Consider the following 17,780-nt stretch of genomic DNA (forward strand, 5'->3'; position numbering starts at 1 on the left):
AGGGCACCCTTTTTTGTGCGCTTTATAACCACAAATTAAACATGGGTATCTGAAGGGGGCTATACCGGAAGATTATGGGGCTGGTTATTGAAGATGTATTTTTATTACCATTTTATTAGCGCCGGAAAATTAACCAGCCTGGAAATTTAACTTAATTTTTCTGCATTAATCGGAAAAAACCCTGGAAAATTCTTACTCCTTTTGGATTAGAATATTCCCTAATAAAAATAAGCATAACTTTAAGTTTGCCTTACGGGAAAATATTATCGTCATCCGTCAATATCAGACTTTTACCAGGAAAAGTCTGTTGCTAATGTCGCTTAATTCATGCAACGTAATCACCTGTTTGTTATAGCATCCGCCTTGATGATGACAGGCACAGACAATTCAGGGATACAGGGCCGAAATGAATCATAGCGCGCAACGAAAGTTGCTGAGATTCCTTGGAACAATCATGGTGGTATTACTCCCCGTGATGCTGGCGCTATGGTTTGCCCACATGCGGGCGGTGTCTGAAACCCGTAATCAACTGCACTCTTTTGCCGAGCTGGCATTAGAAAAAACGGAACTGGTTGTCCAGCAGGTGGAGCTGGCCCGCGACGCGATACAGCAGTATCAGGGAAAAGCCTGTACTCCTGCGCATCAAAAACGAATGCAGGATATTATTCGTGGTCGTCTGTATATCAGCGAGTTAATTTATGCGCAAGACGATCATTTTTTATGCTCTACGGTAATGGCGCCTGCCAGTCCTTATATTATCCCTGCCGCAGATTATAAACGAGAACCAGACGTTTCTATTTATTACTATCGTGATACGCCGTTCTTTGCTGGCTACAAAATGACGTATATGCAAAGAGGACACTATGTCGCGGTAATAAATCCGTTGTCTTACAGCGAGGTGATGTCAGACGATCCCACTCTGGCCTGGGGCGTATATGATACGGTGACGAACTCCTTTTTCTCCGTGAGCGAGCAGGCAAACGTCGAACAATTATTACCGTTGCTGCACCGTGATGAATCTACCTTTCAGCAAAATAATCGCTTCTATACTATTGCCCATTCAGAAAAACGTCCGATCGCGATAATTGTTTCCACTGATAACGCGCGTTTCTATCAGAACCTGTACCATCAGGCGACGTTAACGCTGCCGTTAGGCATTATCTGTAGCATCATTGTGTTATTGATGTGGTCGCGTACGCGCGAGGAATATCATTCACCGCGCCGTTTGTTGCAGCGAGCGATCGATAAACGTCAACTGCGTCTTTATTATCAGCCCATTATTGATATTCAAAATGAAAAATGCGTGGGGGCGGAGGCGCTATTGCGCTGGCCTGGTTTTGAAGGGCAGGTGATGAGCCCGGCAGAGTTTATCCCGCTGGCTGAAAAAGAGGGGATGATTGCGCAGATTACCGATTACGTGGTGGAAGAAGTATTCAACGATCTGGGACATTTTCTCGCCTCGCAACCTCATCTTTATATCTCTATTAATCTCTCTGCTTCTGATTTCCACTCCTCCCGGCTTATCGCGTTAATTGCGGAGAAAGCCCGCCAGCATTCCGTTCTTGCGCAACAAATTAAGGTGGAAGTGACAGAGCGCGGCTTTATTGACGTGCCGAAAACCACGCCGGTTATTCAGGCATTTCGTCAGGCGGGTTTTGAAGTGGCGATTGATGATTTTGGAACAGGGTATTCAAACCTGCACAACCTGTATTCATTGAATGTCGATATTCTGAAGATTGATAAATCCTTTATCGACACGCTGACCACCAATAGCACCAGCCATCTGATCGCGGAACACATCATCGAAATGGCGCAAAGCTTACACCTGAAGGCCATTGCCGAGGGCGTGGAAACGGCAGATCAGGTGAACTGGCTGTTCAAGCGCGGCGTTCAGTATTGTCAGGGATGGTATTTTGCGAAGGCGATGCCGCCGCAGGCGTTTATTCAGTGGCTGCAACAGTCGCCCGCACTCCTGATGCAGCGCGGGCAGTAAAGTTACAGACGATGACGGTAGTCGCTGGGCGTGCGGTCAAACTCGCGGCGGAAGACGCGCGAAAATGTCTGTTGCGACACATATCCCAGATCCATCGCGATATCAAAAATGGGGCGCTCGGTCGTTCGTAGCTCTACGGCGGCCAGCAGGAGTCGGCGCTGACGAATATAGTCGCCCAGCGTCTGATGCATCACCGTGCGGAACATCCGCTGTAAATACCACTTCGAGTAACCTGATTTTTTTGCGACCACATCAATGTTCAGCGGTTGGTCGATATGTTCATCAATCCATTCAATAAGGGTCTGAATTATCTGCTGATGGGACATATTGCTGCCTCTTTCTCAGTGTTCGATTCGTCGTTTTGTCTGCGGGCGAGTATAATTCCTCAAGTTAACTTGAGGTAAAGCGATTTATGGAAAAGAAATTACCGCGTATAAAGTCCCTGCTTACGCCGGGTGAGGTGGCGAAACGTAGCGGTGTGGCGGTATCGGCGCTGCACTTTTATGAGAGCAAAGGGCTTATCAGCAGTGTCCGTAACAGCGGCAATCAGCGGCGATATAAGCGCGATGTGCTGCGCTATGTGGCGATCATCAAGATTGCTCAACGTATTGGCATTCCGCTGGCGACCATTGGAGAAGCGTTTGGCGTATTGCCTGAGGGGCATACGCTGAGCGCAAAGGAGTGGAAGCAGCTTTCTTCGCAATGGCGCGAGGAGCTGGACAGACGTATTCATACTCTGGTGGCGTTGCGTGATGAGCTGGACGGCTGCATCGGCTGCGGCTGTTTGTCGCGTAGCGATTGCCCGCTGCGCAACCCAGGCGATCAGCTCGGCACGCAGGGAACAGGGGCGCGATTGCTGGAAGATGATTAAATGTCGTTTCGCCGGGACGCGCGTAGGCCGGATAAGCGAGCGCCATATTGCCGCGCATAAAACTAAAGCGCCGCAAGGGCGCTTTAGTTTGTTTCCGGTCTTTGTCTTTCGCTCTATCCCGTTGGTTCACGGGAGGGTTTCCCCCGACATCAACACCCCTCAGTCGAGCACGTGGTGGAGGTTCCGGTTTGTGTTGATACTGTAATTGTATGCCATGCCCGCCCGTTTGCCAGTGTATTGTCTGTTTTTTAGCCGAAATTTTTACGCCATCTCTCGCTCTTTTCTATAGTTAATTTGAATGAAAAACAGGAGACAGCCATGCTGACGGTGCATCATTTGAATCAATCTCGTTCCCAGCGCGTGCTCTGGGCGCTGGAGGAGCTGTCGCTGCCCTACCAGATTGTTCGCTACCAGCGTGAAAAAACCATGCTTGCGCCACCGGCGCTGAAAAAAATCCACCCGCTTGGAAAATCGCCCGTTATTGAGGATAACGGTGAGATCCTCGCCGAATCCGGCGCCATCCTGGAGTATTTGCAGGAAACCTATGACCACGCAGGGCAGTTTAAACCTGCCGATGCCCGGCAAAAACGGCAGTATCGGTTCTGGCTGCATTATGCGGAAGGCTCGTTAATGCCAATGCTGTTAATGAAACTGGTGTTTGTCAGCCTGGGTAAACCGCCGGTGCCATTTGGGTTACGCACGCTGGGCGGCATTCTGGGGCAGGGCGTGCAAAAAGCGTATCTCAACCCGCAACTGGAGACGCATGCGCGCTACATTGATGCGCATCTTGCCGCGCAGCCCTGGTTTGCCGGGGAACATATCAGCATGGCGGATATCCAGATGAGTTTTCCTCTGTTTGCGTTACTGAGCCGAGGCGGAATTAACGACCTGACGCACATTAGCGCCTGGAAGAAGCGCGTAGAGATGCGCCCGGCGTGGCAAAGGGCTATCCAGCAAGGCGGTCCTTTTGAGATCCCTGGCGGGTAGACGGATGTGTCAGTCGTCCGCCCGAGAAAAAATGTTATCAGATTGCGCATTGACGATAACGTTTGCGCATCGACTGGCGATTTATTGACCGTGATGAAAAGAAATAAGCAAAAAGCCGCAAAGTTTTGTTGAAAAGCCCCGTATTATCGCTGGATAATCGTTTGCTTTTTTTTACTACCCGTTTTGTATGCGCGGAGTTAAACGTTTGCTTTTTTGCGACACCCCTTATTGTTGCAAACGTAGCACAAGGAGATGACGTTTCGCTGGCAGTGGATTGTCCACCACGCATACTCGACGAAAAATAAACTCTCAGGGGATGTTTTCTATGTCTACGCCTTCAGCGCGTACCGGCGGTTCACTCGACGCCTGGTTTAAAATTTCACACCGTGGAAGCACCGTCCGTCAGGAAGTGGTTGCCGGATTAACGACTTTCCTGGCGATGGTCTACTCCGTTATCGTGGTTCCGGGGATGCTGGGTAAAGCCGGATTCCCGCCTGCCGCCGTATTTGTGGCGACCTGCCTGGTGGCTGGCGTCGGTTCTATTGTTATGGGTCTGTGGGCGAACCTGCCGTTGGCTATCGGTTGCGCCATCTCGCTGACCGCCTTCACCGCGTTTAGCCTGGTGCTGGGTCAGCACATTAGCGTTCCGGTTGCGCTGGGTGCGGTATTCCTGATGGGCGTGCTGTTTACCATCATCTCGGCGACCGGTATCCGTAGCTGGATCCTGCGCAACCTGCCGCATGGCGTGGCGCACGGCACCGGCATCGGTATCGGCCTGTTCCTGTTGCTGATCGCCGCGAATGGCGTGGGTCTGGTGATTAAGAACCCGCTGGACGGTCTGCCGGTCGCGCTGGGTAACTTTGATTCTTTTCCGGTTATCATGTCGCTGATTGGTCTGGCGGTCATTATCGGCCTGGAAAAACTGAAGGTGCCGGGTGGCATTCTGCTGACCATTATTGGTATTTCGGTTGTGGGTTTGATCTTCGATCCATCCGTCCATTTCTCCGGCTTTTTTGCTATGCCGTCTTTAAGTGATGAACACGGCAACTCGCTGATTGGCAGCCTGGATATTATGGGCGCGCTGAACCCGATCGTCCTGCCGAGCGTGCTGGCGCTGGTGATGACCGCTGTTTTCGACGCCACCGGCACGATTCGCGCGGTCGCTGGCCAGGCGAACCTGCTGGATAAAGACGGGCAGATTATTGATGGCGGCAAAGCGCTGACCACCGACTCCCTGAGCAGCGTGTTCTCTGGTCTGGTTGGCGCAGCGCCTGCGGCGGTATACATTGAATCGGCGGCGGGTACGGCGGCAGGCGGTAAAACGGGTCTGACGGCGATCACCGTCGGCGTCCTGTTCCTGCTGATCCTGTTCCTCTCTCCGCTCTCTTATCTGGTTCCGGTCTACGCGACCGCGCCCGCGCTGATGTACGTCGGCCTGCTGATGCTGAGCAACGTGGCGAAAATCGACTTCGCTGACTTTGTGGATGCGATGGCGGGTCTGATCACGGCGGTGTTTATCGTCCTGACCTGTAACATCGTAACCGGCATTATGATTGGTTTTGCTACGCTGGTGATCGGCCGTATTGTGTCGGGCGAATGGCGTAAGCTGAACGTCGGCACCGTGGTGATTGCCGTAGCGCTGGTCGCCTTCTATGCGGGCGGCTGGGCTATCTGATTCCTGGCGTCCTCTAAAAACGGGTGGCTTTTGCCGCCCGTTTTTATTTTCAGGACACATCCCGTTGTCTTTTGCGTTACTCTGAGGAAGATAGAATTGAGGCACGACGCCTCACGTTTTAAAACATAAGAAATATCGCAAACAGGGAACGCATGGAAATCTTCTTCACAATACTCATCATGACCCTTGTGGTCTCGCTGTCGGGGGTATTTACTCGTGTATTGCCCTTCCAGCTTCCTTTACCCCTCATGCAAATCGCCATTGGCGCGCTGCTGGCATGGCCGACGTTTGGTTTGCATGTGGAATTTGACCCTGAACTGTTCCTGGTGCTGTTTATTCCGCCGCTGTTGTTCGCAGACGGCTGGAAAACGCCGACCCGGGAGTTTCTCGAACATGGGCGAGAGATTTTCGGTCTGGCGCTGGCGCTGGTGCTGGTCACGGTGGTCGGAATTGGCTTTATGATTTACTGGCTGGTGCCGGGTATTCCGCTGATACCGGCCTTCGCGCTGGCTGCCGTACTGTCGCCGACCGATGCGGTTGCGCTTTCCGGCATTGTCGGCGAGGGGCGCATTCCGAAGAAAATTATGGGCATCCTGCAAGGCGAGGCGTTGATGAACGACGCGTCCGGCCTGGTGTCGTTGAAATTTGCCGTCGCAGTGGCGATGGGGACGATGGTGTTTACCGTCGGCGGGGCGACGGTGGAGTTCTTTAAAGTCGCAGTGGGCGGTATTCTGGCGGGCTTTGTCGTCAGTTGGTTATACGGTCGCTCCCTGCGTTTCCTGAGCCGTTGGGGTGGGGATGAACCAGCGACGCAAATCGTCTTGCTGTTCCTGCTGCCGTTCGCCTCCTACCTGATTGCGGAACATATCGGCGTATCCGGCATTCTTGCCGCTGTGGCGGCCGGGATGACCATCACCCGCTCCGGCGTTATGCGTCGCGCGCCGCTGGCGATGCGTCTGCGCGCCAACAGCACCTGGGCGATGCTGGAGTTTGTCTTTAACGGCATGGTCTTTCTGCTGTTGGGTCTGCAACTGCCAGGGATTCTGGAGTCGTCGCTGGTGGCGGCGGAAGCCGATCCCAACGTTGAAACCTGGATGCTGTTCACCGATATCGTGCTGATTTATGCCGCGCTGATGCTGGTGCGCTTTGGCTGGCTGTGGACGATGAAGAACTTCAGTAATCGCTTCCTGAAGAAAAAGCCGATGGAGTTTGGCGCCTGGACGATGCGTGAAGTCCTCATCGCCTCCTTTGCGGGGGTACGCGGGGCGATTACGCTGGCCGGTGTGCTCTCTATCCCGCTATTGTTGCCGGATGGTAACGGCTTCCCGGCGCGCTATGAGCTGGTATTCCTTGCGGCGGGCGTGATTTTGTTCTCGCTGTTTGTGGGGGTCGTGATGCTGCCGATTCTGCTGCAACATCTGGAAGTGGGCGATCACTCACAGCAGCAGAAAGAGGAGCGAATCGCCCGCGCCGCCACGGCGGAAGTGGCGATTGTCGCGATTCAGAAGATGGAAGAACGTCTGGCGGCAGATACCGAAGAGAACATCGATAACCAGTTACTCACCGAGGTCAGCTCCCGTGTGATTGGTAATTTGCGTCGCCGCGCCGATGGGCGTAACGATGTGGAAAGCTCAATGCAGGAAGAGAACCTCGAACGGCGCTTCCGCCTGGCGGCGCTACGCTCGGAACGTGCAGAGTTGTACCACCTGCGCGCGACGCGTGAGATCAGTAACGAAACCCTGCAAAAACTGCTGCATGACCTGGATTTGCTGGAAGCATTGTTGATCGAGAATCAGTAAACACCCGTATCGCCCGGTGGCGCTTCGCTTACCGGGCCTACAAAATGCACTCCCGTAGGCCGGATAAGGCGCTTGCGCCGCCATCCGGCGAGCGAGGCGTTATTCCTGCGTTAACCAAAACCCTTCGCAACACGTCAACCACGCTCTGGCGCTGTGGGACAAATAAACGCCTTCGCGCCAGATCATGCCCAACTGCCAGCGTAAATCACTCTCCAGCGGGAGCCAACGCAGGGTTTGCTTATCCAGCCGTTGGCAAATCGGCTCCGGCAAAATCGCAATTCCGACGCCGGCCTGCACCATAGCGGCCAGGAAATCCCACTGACCGCTGCGTACCGCAATACGCGGCTTCACATCATGCTGCTTAAAAAGCCGCATCAACTGGCGATTCAACGCAAAATCTTCGTTGTAGATAAGCAGAGGATGCTCCGCCAGCGCTTCGGGGGAAATCGACTCGCACGCCATCCACTTACCGGAACGCGGCACCAGCACGCATAGCGGGTGGCTGAACAGCGGCAAGGTCGTCAGTCCGCTCTCTTCCTCCACCGGCAGCGCGGTCATCGCCACATCCAGCTCGCCGTTCATTACCGCCTGTTGTACCGTCAAACCGCCAAATTCTGCAATCTTCAGTTCCACACCCGGATAACGCTGGCGAAACAGGCTAATCGGCCCGGCCATCAGCATGCCGACCATCGGCGGGATGCCTAGCCGCAGCAGCCCTTTATTGAGATGGTTGATATCGCCCAACTCTGCTTCCAGCTGGCGAAATTCAGCAAGGATCGCCAGGCCGCGCTCGAACACCACGCGCCCGGTATCCGTCAGCAGCAGACGTCGCCCATCGCGGATCAGCAGCGTGCAATTAAGCTCATCTTCCAGATTCTTCAGCATCTTGCTGATGGTGGGCTGAGTGACAAATAACTTCTCCGCTGCGCGGGTGAAACTCTGCTGGCGCACCACCTCGACAAAATAACGCAGCGTTCTGATATCCATGATTATTCCTTAAGACTATGCCTGCAATGAGTTTAATTCATTTCAGTAGCGGACGGGCGCTCTCTATACTGGCGTTCCGTTTTATTTTTCAGGACATTCCCCCATGGCTGTGGCGATAAGCCGCGTTACGCCTGCTGTTATGCAACGACTCCAGATACCGGTTCAGGTACTGCTGTATGCAGGTTTATTTGTTTTTGCTCAATATCTTGTTTCATGGCTGCATCTGCCGCTTCCCGCCAATCTGGTTGGGATGGCGCTGATGCTGGCGCTGATTGTCTGTCGGGTGATCCCGCTTAACTGGGTTCGCGCGGGCGCACGCTGGCTACTGGCGGAAATGCTGCTGTTCTTTGTCCCCGCCGTGGTAGCGGTCGTTAACTATGCGCAACTGCTGTTGATGGACGGCTGGCGTATCTTCGCCGTGATTGCGATCAGCACGCTGATGGTGCTTGGCGCAACCGCATGGGTGGTGGATAACGTGTACCGCTATGAGATGAGCAGGGTAAACCGTGAGTAATTTTCAGCTAAGCGTACTGTGCCTGGTCATCACGCTGGGGATCTATTTCGTCAATAAGCGGCTGTACCGTCGCTTTCGTAAGCTGCCGTTGATGCCGCTGGTGCTCACGCCCGCGCTGTTGGTATTGATACTGGTGTTTGGCCATATCTCCTGGCAGAACTACATTGGCGAATCGCACTGGCTGCTGTGGTTGTTAGGCCCGGCGACCATCGCGTTTGCCGTTCCGGTTTACGATAATCTCGCCATCATTAAACGCCACTGGATGTCGCTGACGGCGGGTGTGGTAACGGCAACCGTGGTGGCGGTTACCAGTTCCGTCTGGCTGGCGCGCCTGTTTACGCTGCCGGATGAGATTCAGCGCAGCCTGGCCGTGCGTTCCGTCACCACGCCATTTGCGCTGGCGGCGGCAGAGCCGCTGGGCGGTCAACCGGATTTAGTGGCGCTCTTTGTGGTGGTGACTGGCGTGTTCGGGATGGCGGTTGGCGATGCGCTGTTTTTGCGCCTGTCTATTCGTGAAGGGATGGCGAAAGGCGCCGGGTTTGGCGCGGCATCACATGGGGCCGGTACGGCGCGTTCGTATGAACTGGGTCAGCAGGAGGGCGTCGTCGCCAGTCTGGTGATGATGCTGTCCGGTGTGATGATGGTGCTGGCGGCGCCGCTGGTCGCAAAAGTGATGTTCTGATGTTGTCCTCCGACCCGAGGGCCGGAGGAGTGCGCTGAATTAATGCGCGCGGCCTTGCTCAACGCCGTACCCGGTCTGGGAACGGATGAACTGGGCGCGGAACTGCTCACGTTCGCGATTACCTTCCGCAGAATTATCGGTAGCGGAGAAGAACCAGATCCCAATAAAGGCAACGCTGATGGAGAACAGCGCCGGATACTCATACGGGAAGATGGCTTTTTCGTGGCCGAGGATTTGCACCCAAATCGTTGGGCCGAGAACCATCAGCACGACAGCCGTCACCAGGCCTAACCAGCCGCCCATCATCGCGCCGCGCGTGGTCAGCTTCGACCAGTACATGGAGAGCAGGATGATTGGGAAGTTGCAGCTCGCCGCGATAGCAAACGCCAGGCCGACCATGAAGGCGATATTCTGGTTTTCAAACAGCACGCCCAGAATGATGGCAATCACGCCCAGCACCAGTACGGTGATTTTCGATACCCGCAATTCTTCGCGTTCGGTCGCGCCTTTACGAAACACGTTCGCGTACAGGTCGTGAGATACCGCCGATGCGCCTGCCAGCGTCAGACCGGCCACGACCGCCAGGATCGTTGCGAAGGCTACCGCAGAGATAAAGCCGAGGAACAGGTTGCCGCCTACCGCGTTCGCCAGATGAACCGCCGCCATGTTGTTGCCGCCGATTAACGCGCCTGCGGCATCTTTATACTCCGGGTTCGCGCCGACCAGCATGATCGCGCCGAAGCCGATAATAAAGGTCAGGATGTAGAAATAGCCCATAAAGCCAGTGGCGTAGAACACGCTTTTACGCGCTTCGCGGGCATCGCTGACGGTAAAGAAACGCATCAGAATGTGCGGTAAGCCTGCCGTACCGAACATCAGACCCAGGCCTAATGACAGCGCGGAGATCGGGTCGTTGACCAGACCGCCAGGGCTCATAATGGCTGAACCTTTCGGGTGTACCGCCATCGCTTCGGTGAACAGGTTGTTGAAGCTGAAGCCGACGTGCTTCATGACCATAAAGGCCATAAAGCTGGCGCCGAACAGCAGCAGTACGGCTTTGATAATCTGTACCCATGTCGTTGCCAGCATGCCTCCGAACAGGACGTACATCATCATCAGAACGCCTACCAGCACGACCGCGATGTGGTAGTTCAGACCGAACAACAGCTCGATCAGTTTACCTGCCCCCACCATCTGGGCGATGAGGTAAAGCGCCACGACCACCAGCGAACCACAGGCAGACAGAATGCGGATCGGCCCCTGTTTCAGTCGGTAAGAGGCGACGTCGGCAAAGGTATAGCGACCCAGGTTACGCAAGCGCTCAGCGATCAGGAACAGAATGATAGGCCAGCCCACCAGGAAGCCGAGTGAATAGATCAGCCCGTCATAACCGGAGGTGAACACCAGAGCGGAAATCCCGAGGAACGACGCGGCGGACATATAGTCGCCGGCGATCGCCAGCCCATTCTGGAAGCCGGTAATATTCCCGCCTGCCGTGTAATAGTCGCTGCGTGAACGGACGCGTTTAGAGGCCCAGTAGGTGATACCGAGCGTAAACACCACGAAAATCAGGAACATGACGATTGCCTGCCAGTTGGTTGGCTGGCGTTCTACTGCACCGCTAATGGCATCCGCTGCGTTTGCAGCGAAGGGTAGTGTGGCGGCAAGCGCCGTCAGGACTCTCTTCATGATGCTTTAACCTCGTGCAGTACGGCGTTGTTAAGACGGTCGAATTCACCATTCGCCCGCCAGATGTAAATACCGGTCAGGATGAAGGAGATCAGAATGACGCCCACCCCAATTGGAATACCCCGGGTGACATTGGTGCCGGCGTGTAGCGGAGTGCCCAGCCAGCCCGGCGCGAAGGCAATCAGTAGAATAAAGCTGATATAAACCGCCAGCATGATGACCGACAGGATGGTGGCAAACCGTTGCCGTTTTTCGACTAACTCCCTGAAACGCGCACTGTCTTCTATCCGTTGATAAATATTGTCATTCATCACAGAGTCTCCAGAGATAAGGTAGGGGGATTTTTTTATTTTGCCGGATGGCGGCTGAAGCCTTATCGAGCCTACAAGCGATGTTGAACCTGTAGGCCCGATAAGCAGCGCGCCATCGGGCATTTCACGGTTAGGGTTATGAAGGCATTGCGATGGCCTGCTTCTCTTCGAGCAGTTTCTCGACCACGCCAGGATCGGCGAGGGTTGAGGTATCGCCCAGATTGCTGGTATCGCCCGCTGCGATTTTGCGCAAAATACGGCGCATGATTTTGCCGGAACGCGTTTTCGGCAGTGAGTCTGTCCAGTGCAGCACGTCCGGTGTTGCCAGCGGGCCAATTTCTTTACGTACCCAGTTGCGTACTTCGGTATACAGCTCCGGCGACGGATCTTCGCCGTGATTCAGCGTGACATAGGCGTAGATGGCCTGGCCTTTGATGTTGTGCGGAATACCGACCACTGCGGCTTCGGCAATCTTCGGATGCGACACCAGCGCGGATTCAATCTCCGCCGTGCCCAGACGATGGCCGGAAACGTTCAGTACGTCATCGACGCGCCCGGTGATCCAGTAGTAACCATCTTCATCACGACGCGCGCCGTCGCCGCTGAAATACATGTTTTTGAAGGTAGAGAAGTAGGTCTGCTCAAAACGCTCGTGATCGCCGAACAGGGTACGCGCCTGACCCGGCCAGGAGTCGGTAATCACCAGATTGCCTTCGGTCGCCCCTTCCTGCGGGTGGCCTTCGTTATCCACCAGCGCGGGCTGCACGCCAAAGAACGGACGCGTGGCGGAACCGGCTTTCAGTTCAGTCGCGCCGGGCAGCGGCGTGATCATGAATCCACCGGTTTCGGTCTGCCACCAGGTGTCCACTACCGGGCATTTTTCGTTACCGATCTTCTTCCAGTACCATTCCCACGCTTCCGGGTTGATCGGTTCGCCGACGGAACCGAGGATGCGCAGCGAAGAGCGATCGGTGCCTTCAATCGCCTTATCGCCTTCCGCCATCAGAGCGCGAATAGCGGTTGGGGCGGTGTAGAGAATAGTAACCTGGTGCTTATCCACCACCTGCGCCATCCGCGCGGGCGTCGGCCAGTTTGGCACGCCTTCAAACATCAGGGTGGTTGCGCCGCAGGCCAGCGGCCCATACAGCAGGTAGCTGTGCCCGGTCACCCAGCCTACGTCTGCGGTGCACCAGTAGATATCGTCCGGGTGATAGTCAAAGACATACTTAAAGGTGGTGGCGGCATAGACCAGATAGCCGCCGGTGGTATGCAGCACGCCTTTTGGCTTGCCGGTTGAACCGGAGGTGTAGAGGATAAACAGCGGATCTTCCGCATTCATCTCTTCCGGCTGATGGTCAGCGCTGGATTTCTCAATCACGTCGCTCCACCACAGATCGCGGCCTTCATGCCAGTCGACTTTCCCGCCAGTACGTTTTAAAACCACCACATGTTCAACGCTGTTCACATTCGGGTTTTTCAGCGCATCATCGACGTTCTTTTTCAGCGGGATGCCGCGTCCGGCACGCACGCCTTCATCGGCGGTGATCACCAGACGTGAGCTGGAGTCGATGATTCGCCCGGCAACCGCTTCCGGCGAGAAGCCGCCGAAGATCACCGAATGCACCGCGCCAATGCGCGCGCAGGCCAGCATCGCCACCGCTGCTTCCGGCACCATCGGCATATAAATAGCCACGACGTCGCCTTTCTTAATGCCCAGCTCCAGCAGCGTATTGGCGAAACGACAAACATCGCGATGCAATTCGCGATATGAAATGTGTTTGCTCTGGGTGGCGTCATCGCCTTCCCAGATGATGGCGGTACGGTCGCCGTTTTCTTGCAGATGGCGGTCAAGGCAGTTTGCCGCCAGGTTCAGCGTGCCATCTTCATACCATTTAATCGACACGTTGCCGGGCGCAAAGGAGGTGTTCTTCACTTTTTTATACGGTGTAATCCAGTCGAGAATCTTTCCCTGTTCACCCCAAAAGGTATCTGGCTCGTTAATAGATTGTTGATATTTCGCCTCATACTGCTCCGGGTTTATCAGGCAACGATCCGCAATGTTTGCGGGAATAGCGTGTTTATGTATTTGGCTCATGGCTTTTGTTCTCCTTGTAAGATGTTAATAATATGTCTCACAAAAGTTAAATGTAGGGGCTTTGGCAGTTTTGTTTAGTATTTGCGCGGCAGATCACGCAATAACGGAACTGTGCAAATAAACGGCAAAGTGATTTTTGAAGGAATCTCGCAAAAATGGATTAATACCCGCGATAACATGCAGTTACAGGCGAGTTGTTGAAAAAGTGATCCGCGTCGAATGCTAACGAAAGGAGTAGGTTTAAGGAGGGGTGTATAACTCTAAAGTGGTATTTTACATGCACTTACAATTGATTAAAGACAACATTTTTAATGGGGTTTTTTGTTACACATAGAGGGGAGCAATGTCATGACAGTATTCGTGCGGTTGCTGTTGTGGAAAAACAAAATAAAGAACCGCCATTGAAGGCAATGGCGCAATCTGGATGAGACCTCTATGGCAAGGACAATATTACGCGCACGCCGTTTCTTCAGCCTGATATTACCGTTTTTTTTCATTTCCTCTGTATACGCTGAACAAACGTCCGTTCCCGCAAAGACCGTCACCGTTGAAGCGAAGAATGAAACCTTCGCCCCTCAGCATCCCGATCAATATCTCTCATGGAAAGCGACGTCAGAACAGTCAACGCGTGAAGATGCGCTGGCAGAAGACCCGCGTCTGGTGATCCTGTGGGCGGGATACCCCTTCTCGCGTGACTACAATAAGCCGCGCGGGCACGCTTATGCGGTTACCGATGTGCGTGAAACCCTGCGTACCGGCGCACCGAAAAATGCCGAAGATGGCCCATTGCCGATGGCCTGCTGGAGCTGTAAAAGCCCGGATGTGGCGCGTCTGATCCAGAAAGATGGCGAAGACGGCTACTTCCACGGTAAATGGGCGCGCGGCGGCCCGGAAATCGTCAATGCCCTGGGCTGCGCCGACTGCCATAACACCGCCTCAGACGATTTCGCCAAAGGTAAACCGGCGTTAACGCTCTCCCGTCCTTATGCCGAGCGCGCGATGGAAACCATCGGCAAACCGTTTGATAAAGCCAGTCGTTTTGACCAGCAATCTATGGTGTGCGGGCAGTGCCATGTGGAGTACTACTTTGACGGTAAAAACAAAGCCGTCAAATTCCCGTGGGACGAGGGAACAAAAGTCGAGGATATGGAGAAATATTACGACGCCATCGCCTTCTCTGACTGGACAAACCCGCTGTCGAAAACGCCAATGCTGAAAGCGCAGCACCCGGAATATGAAACCTGGAGCGTGGGCATTCACGGCAAGAACAACGTGACCTGTATTGATTGTCACATGCCGAAAGTGCAGAACGCCGAAGGCAAACTTTACACCGACCATAAGATTGGCAACCCGTTTGATAACTTCGCCCAGACCTGCGCCAACTGCCACACCCAGGATAAAGCCTCCCTGCAAAAAGTGGTTGCTGAGCGTAAACAGGCGATTCATGACCTGAAAATCAAGGTTGAAGATCAGTTAGTACACGCGCATTTCGAAGCGAAAGCGGCGTGGGATGCGGGCGCGACAGAAGCGGAAATGAAACCGATTCTGGACGATATCCGTCATGCGCAGTGGCGCTGGGATCTGGCGATTGCCTCGCACGGCATCCATATGCATGCCCCGGATGAAGGTCTGCGTATGCTGGGCGGCGCGATGGATAAAGCGGCGGATGCCCGTACCAAACTGGTGCGCCTGCTGGGCAGTAAAGGCATCACTCATGAAATCCCGCTGCCGGATATCTCCACCAAAGAGAAAGCCCAGAAAGCGATTGGTTTGAACATGCAGCAAATCAACGCCGAGAAGCAGGACTTCATCAAGACGGTGATTCCTCAATGGGAAGATCAGGCGCGTAAAAACGGTCTGTTAAGCCAATAACCTCACATGTGACAAATTTGCCGGATGGCAGCGCAAGCGCTTTATCCGGCCTACGGAAGTCTTGTAGGCCTGATAAGCGTAGCGCCATCAGGCATTATGCAACGGAGTGAATATGAGCGTATTACGTTCGTTATTAACTGCTGGGGTGCTGGCGTCAGGTCTGTTCTGGAGCCTGTGTGGGATAACCGCTACCCCAACGCCGCAGGACTCAGAGCAACGCTGGACGGTCACCCAGCAGCGTAATCCAGATGCTGCTTGTCTGGATTGCCACAAGCCGGATACCGAGGGTATGCACGGTAAGCACGCTTCTGTCGTTAACCCGAACAACAAGCTGCCGGTTACGTGCACCAACTGTCACGGTCAGCCATCGCCTAAACACCGCGAAGGGGTGAAAGATGTGATGCGCTTTAACGACCCGATGTATACGGTAGAGCAGCAGAACAGCGTCTGTATGTCCTGCCACCTGCCTGAGCAGCTGCAAAAAGCGTTCTGGCCGCATGATGTCCATGTGACCAAAGTGGCGTGCGCCAGCTGTCACTCGCTGCATCCACAGCAAGACACGATGCAGACGCTCAATGAGAAAGGACGGATTAAGATTTGTGTCGATTGCCACAGCGATCAGCGCACCAATCCGCACTTTAACCCGGCGTCCGTTCCCTTGCTTAAGGAGCATCCATGAGTTGCTCTCGTCGCCAGTTTATCACCCGCGTCGGCGCGCTGGTGGCGGTCAGCGGAACAGCAGGACGCGTGGTGGCGAAAACGTTGAATATCAACGGCGTGCGTTACGGCATGGTGCATGATGAGTCATTATGCATCGGCTGTACCGCCTGTATGGATGCCTGTCGGGAAGTGAACCAGGTGCCGGAGGGCGTGTCGCGTCTGACGATTATCCGCAGCGAGCCGCAGGGGACGTTTCCTGACGTGAAGTATCAATTCTTCCGTCATTCGTGCCAGCACTGCGATCATGCGCCCTGCGTCGACGTTTGCCCAACCGGGGCGTCATTCCGCGATGCCGCCAGCGGTATCGTTGATGTGAACCCGGATCTGTGCGTCGGCTGCCAGTATTGCATTGCGGCGTGTCCTTATCGCGTACGCTTTATCCATCCGGTCAGCAAGACGGCGGATAAGTGCGATTTCTGTCGGAAAACCAACCTGAAAGCGGGTAAGTTGCCCGCCTGCGTCGAGTCCTGCCCGACAAAGGCGCTGACGTTTGGCAACCTGGACGATCCCAACAGCGACATCTCTCGTCTGCTGCGGCAGAAAACCACCTACCGCTACAAGCTGGCGCTGGGTACGAAACCGAAGGTCTACCGCGTTCCCTTTAAATTTGGGGAGGTGAGCCAATGACGCACGCTTCTGCTTTCCATTTTGAATCGCTGGTGTGGGACTGGCCCATCGCCATTTATCTGTTTCTGATTGGTATTTCTGCCGGGTTAGTGACGCTGGCTATTTTGCTGCGCCGCATTCACCCGGAAGCGGGCGGGGCGGACAGCACGCTGCTGCGTACGACGCTGGTGGTGGGGCCGGGGGCAATTATTCTTGGCCTGCTGATCCTGATCTTTCACCTGACGCGTCCGTGGACCTTCTGGAAACTGATGTTCCACTACAGCTTCACGTCGGTGATGTCGATGGGCGTCATGCTGTTCCAGCTCTATATGGTGGTGCTGGTTCTGTGGCTGGCGAAAATCTTTGAAAAAGAGGTGCTTGCCCTGCAACAGCGCTGGTTGCCGCGTCTGGGGATGGTGCAAAAAGCGTTGACGTTGCTGACGCCGTTCCATCGCCTGCTTGAGACGGTAATGCTGGTGCTGGCGGTACTGCTGGGGGCGTATACCGGCTTCCTGCTGTCGGCGCTGAAGTCCTATCCGTTCCTTAATAACCCGATCCTGCCGGTGCTGTTCCTGTTCTCAGGGATCTCTTCCGGGGCAGCGGTGGCGCTGATTGCGATGGCCTTGCGTCATCGCAGCAATCCGCACAGCACTGAAGCGCATTTTGTGCATCGCATGGAAACGCCGGTCGTCTGGCTGGAAATCTTCCTGCTGGCGGCGTTCTTCGTTGGGCTGGCGTTGGGCGATGACGGTAAAATGCGCGCGCTGACTGCGGCGCTGGGCGGCGGATTCTGGACATGGTGGTTCTGGCTTGGCGTCGCGGGGCTGGGGCTGATTGTGCCAATGCTGCTGAAGCCCTGGGCGAATCGCGGTTCGACGTTTCACGGCGTGCTGGCGGTATGCGGCGCCAGCCTGACCGGTGTCCTGCTGCTGCGCTTTTTCATTCTTTATGCGGGACAGCTAACGGTCGCGTGAGCTTA

The 17,780-nt window shown here is 54.7% G+C and carries 16 protein-coding genes; 11 read left to right on the forward strand and 5 right to left on the reverse strand.

Annotated elements, in window-relative coordinates:
- Positions 1-406 precede the first annotated feature (406 nt).
- Positions 407-1,993 (forward strand): cyclic di-3',5'-guanosine monophosphate phosphodiesterase PdeC, encoded by a 1,587-nt coding sequence (pdeC, locus tag OGV82_RS20070; protein WP_012134600.1) that lies wholly within the window; start codon positions 407-409, stop codon positions 1,991-1,993.
- A 2-nt stretch (positions 1,994-1,995) separates the two neighbouring features.
- Here pdeC and soxS read toward each other — a convergent pair whose 3' ends face one another.
- Positions 1,996-2,319 carry a superoxide response transcriptional regulator SoxS gene (gene soxS / locus OGV82_RS20075; RefSeq protein ID WP_012134599.1) on the reverse strand — a complete coding sequence of 108 codons (324 nt, stop codon included), beginning with the start codon at positions 2,317-2,319 and terminating at the stop codon, positions 1,996-1,998.
- Between the two features lie 86 nt (positions 2,320-2,405).
- Here soxS and soxR point away from each other — a divergent pair, with 86 nt between their 5' ends.
- From soxR to OGV82_RS20095, 4 genes are all read left to right on the forward strand, one after another.
- Positions 2,406-2,864 carry a redox-sensitive transcriptional activator SoxR gene (gene soxR / locus OGV82_RS20080; protein WP_012134598.1) on the forward strand — a complete coding sequence of 153 codons (459 nt, stop codon included), beginning with the start codon at positions 2,406-2,408 and terminating at the stop codon, positions 2,862-2,864.
- 318 nt (positions 2,865-3,182) lie between these two features.
- Positions 3,183-3,851: a glutathione S-transferase family protein gene (locus tag OGV82_RS20085; RefSeq protein ID WP_012134597.1), complete on the forward strand. Its 669-nt coding sequence runs from the start codon at positions 3,183-3,185 to the stop codon at positions 3,849-3,851.
- 325 nt (positions 3,852-4,176) lie between these two features.
- A complete protein-coding gene (ghxP, locus tag OGV82_RS20090; RefSeq protein ID WP_024130830.1) occupies positions 4,177-5,526 on the forward strand; it encodes a guanine/hypoxanthine transporter GhxP in 1,350 nt (449 codons plus the stop codon).
- 152 nt (positions 5,527-5,678) lie between these two features.
- On the forward strand, positions 5,679-7,325 hold the full coding sequence (locus OGV82_RS20095; protein ID WP_012134595.1) for a Na+/H+ antiporter: 1,647 nt from the start codon (positions 5,679-5,681) through the stop codon (positions 7,323-7,325).
- Between the two features lie 99 nt (positions 7,326-7,424).
- Here OGV82_RS20095 and OGV82_RS20100 read toward each other — a convergent pair whose 3' ends face one another.
- Positions 7,425-8,312: a LysR family transcriptional regulator gene (locus OGV82_RS20100; protein WP_012134592.1), complete on the reverse strand. Its 888-nt coding sequence runs from the start codon at positions 8,310-8,312 to the stop codon at positions 7,425-7,427.
- A 103-nt stretch (positions 8,313-8,415) separates the two neighbouring features.
- Here OGV82_RS20100 and OGV82_RS20105 point away from each other — a divergent pair, with 103 nt between their 5' ends.
- Together OGV82_RS20105 and OGV82_RS20110 are read left to right on the forward strand one after the other, a co-directional pair.
- Entirely contained in the window at positions 8,416-8,826 is a 411-nt protein-coding gene (locus OGV82_RS20105) for a CidA/LrgA family protein (RefSeq protein ID WP_012134591.1), read from the forward strand.
- Positions 8,819-9,508 (forward strand): LrgB family protein, encoded by a 690-nt coding sequence (locus OGV82_RS20110; protein WP_012134590.1) that lies wholly within the window; start codon positions 8,819-8,821, stop codon positions 9,506-9,508. The genes OGV82_RS20105 and OGV82_RS20110 overlap by 8 nt, the downstream gene beginning before the upstream one ends.
- A 39-nt stretch (positions 9,509-9,547) precedes the next feature.
- Here the strand turns inward: OGV82_RS20110 and actP are convergent, their stop codons facing one another.
- The 3 genes from actP to acs form a co-directional block, all read right to left on the reverse strand.
- Positions 9,548-11,197: a cation/acetate symporter ActP gene (actP, locus tag OGV82_RS20115; RefSeq protein ID WP_012134589.1), complete on the reverse strand. Its 1,650-nt coding sequence runs from the start codon at positions 11,195-11,197 to the stop codon at positions 9,548-9,550.
- Entirely contained in the window at positions 11,194-11,508 is a 315-nt protein-coding gene (locus OGV82_RS20120) for a DUF485 domain-containing protein (RefSeq protein ID WP_024130828.1), read from the reverse strand. The genes actP and OGV82_RS20120 overlap by 4 nt, the downstream gene beginning before the upstream one ends.
- A 136-nt stretch (positions 11,509-11,644) precedes the next feature.
- The gene (acs, locus tag OGV82_RS20125; RefSeq protein WP_012134587.1) at positions 11,645-13,603 is read right to left on the reverse strand and encodes an acetate--CoA ligase; all 1,959 of its coding nucleotides are present in this window, start codon (positions 13,601-13,603) and stop codon (positions 11,645-11,647) included.
- A gap of 435 nt (positions 13,604-14,038) precedes the next feature.
- On the opposite strand from acs, the gene nrfA reads away from it, so the two are divergent.
- The 4 genes from nrfA to nrfD all read left to right on the forward strand — a co-directional run bounded on the left by nrfA (position 14,039) and on the right by nrfD (position 17,775).
- Positions 14,039-15,475, forward strand: coding sequence for an ammonia-forming nitrite reductase cytochrome c552 subunit (gene nrfA / locus OGV82_RS20130; RefSeq protein WP_012134584.1), 1,437 nt, complete (start codon positions 14,039-14,041; stop codon positions 15,473-15,475).
- Positions 15,476-15,587: 112 nt separating this feature from the next.
- Positions 15,588-16,154 carry a cytochrome c nitrite reductase pentaheme subunit gene (nrfB, locus tag OGV82_RS20135; RefSeq protein WP_024130827.1) on the forward strand — a complete coding sequence of 189 codons (567 nt, stop codon included), beginning with the start codon at positions 15,588-15,590 and terminating at the stop codon, positions 16,152-16,154.
- On the forward strand, positions 16,151-16,822 hold the full coding sequence (gene nrfC / locus OGV82_RS20140) for a cytochrome c nitrite reductase Fe-S protein (protein ID WP_012134582.1): 672 nt from the start codon (positions 16,151-16,153) through the stop codon (positions 16,820-16,822). The genes nrfB and nrfC overlap by 4 nt, the downstream gene beginning before the upstream one ends.
- Positions 16,819-17,775 (forward strand): cytochrome c nitrite reductase subunit NrfD, encoded by a 957-nt coding sequence (nrfD, locus tag OGV82_RS20145; protein ID WP_012134581.1) that lies wholly within the window; start codon positions 16,819-16,821, stop codon positions 17,773-17,775. Before nrfC ends, nrfD begins: the two co-directional genes overlap by 4 nt.
- Positions 17,776-17,780 lie beyond the last annotated feature (5 nt).

It is taken from the genome of Citrobacter sp. CK191, assembly GCF_030333435.1.
Classification (GTDB): domain Bacteria; phylum Pseudomonadota; class Gammaproteobacteria; order Enterobacterales; family Enterobacteriaceae; genus Citrobacter_B; species Citrobacter_B koseri.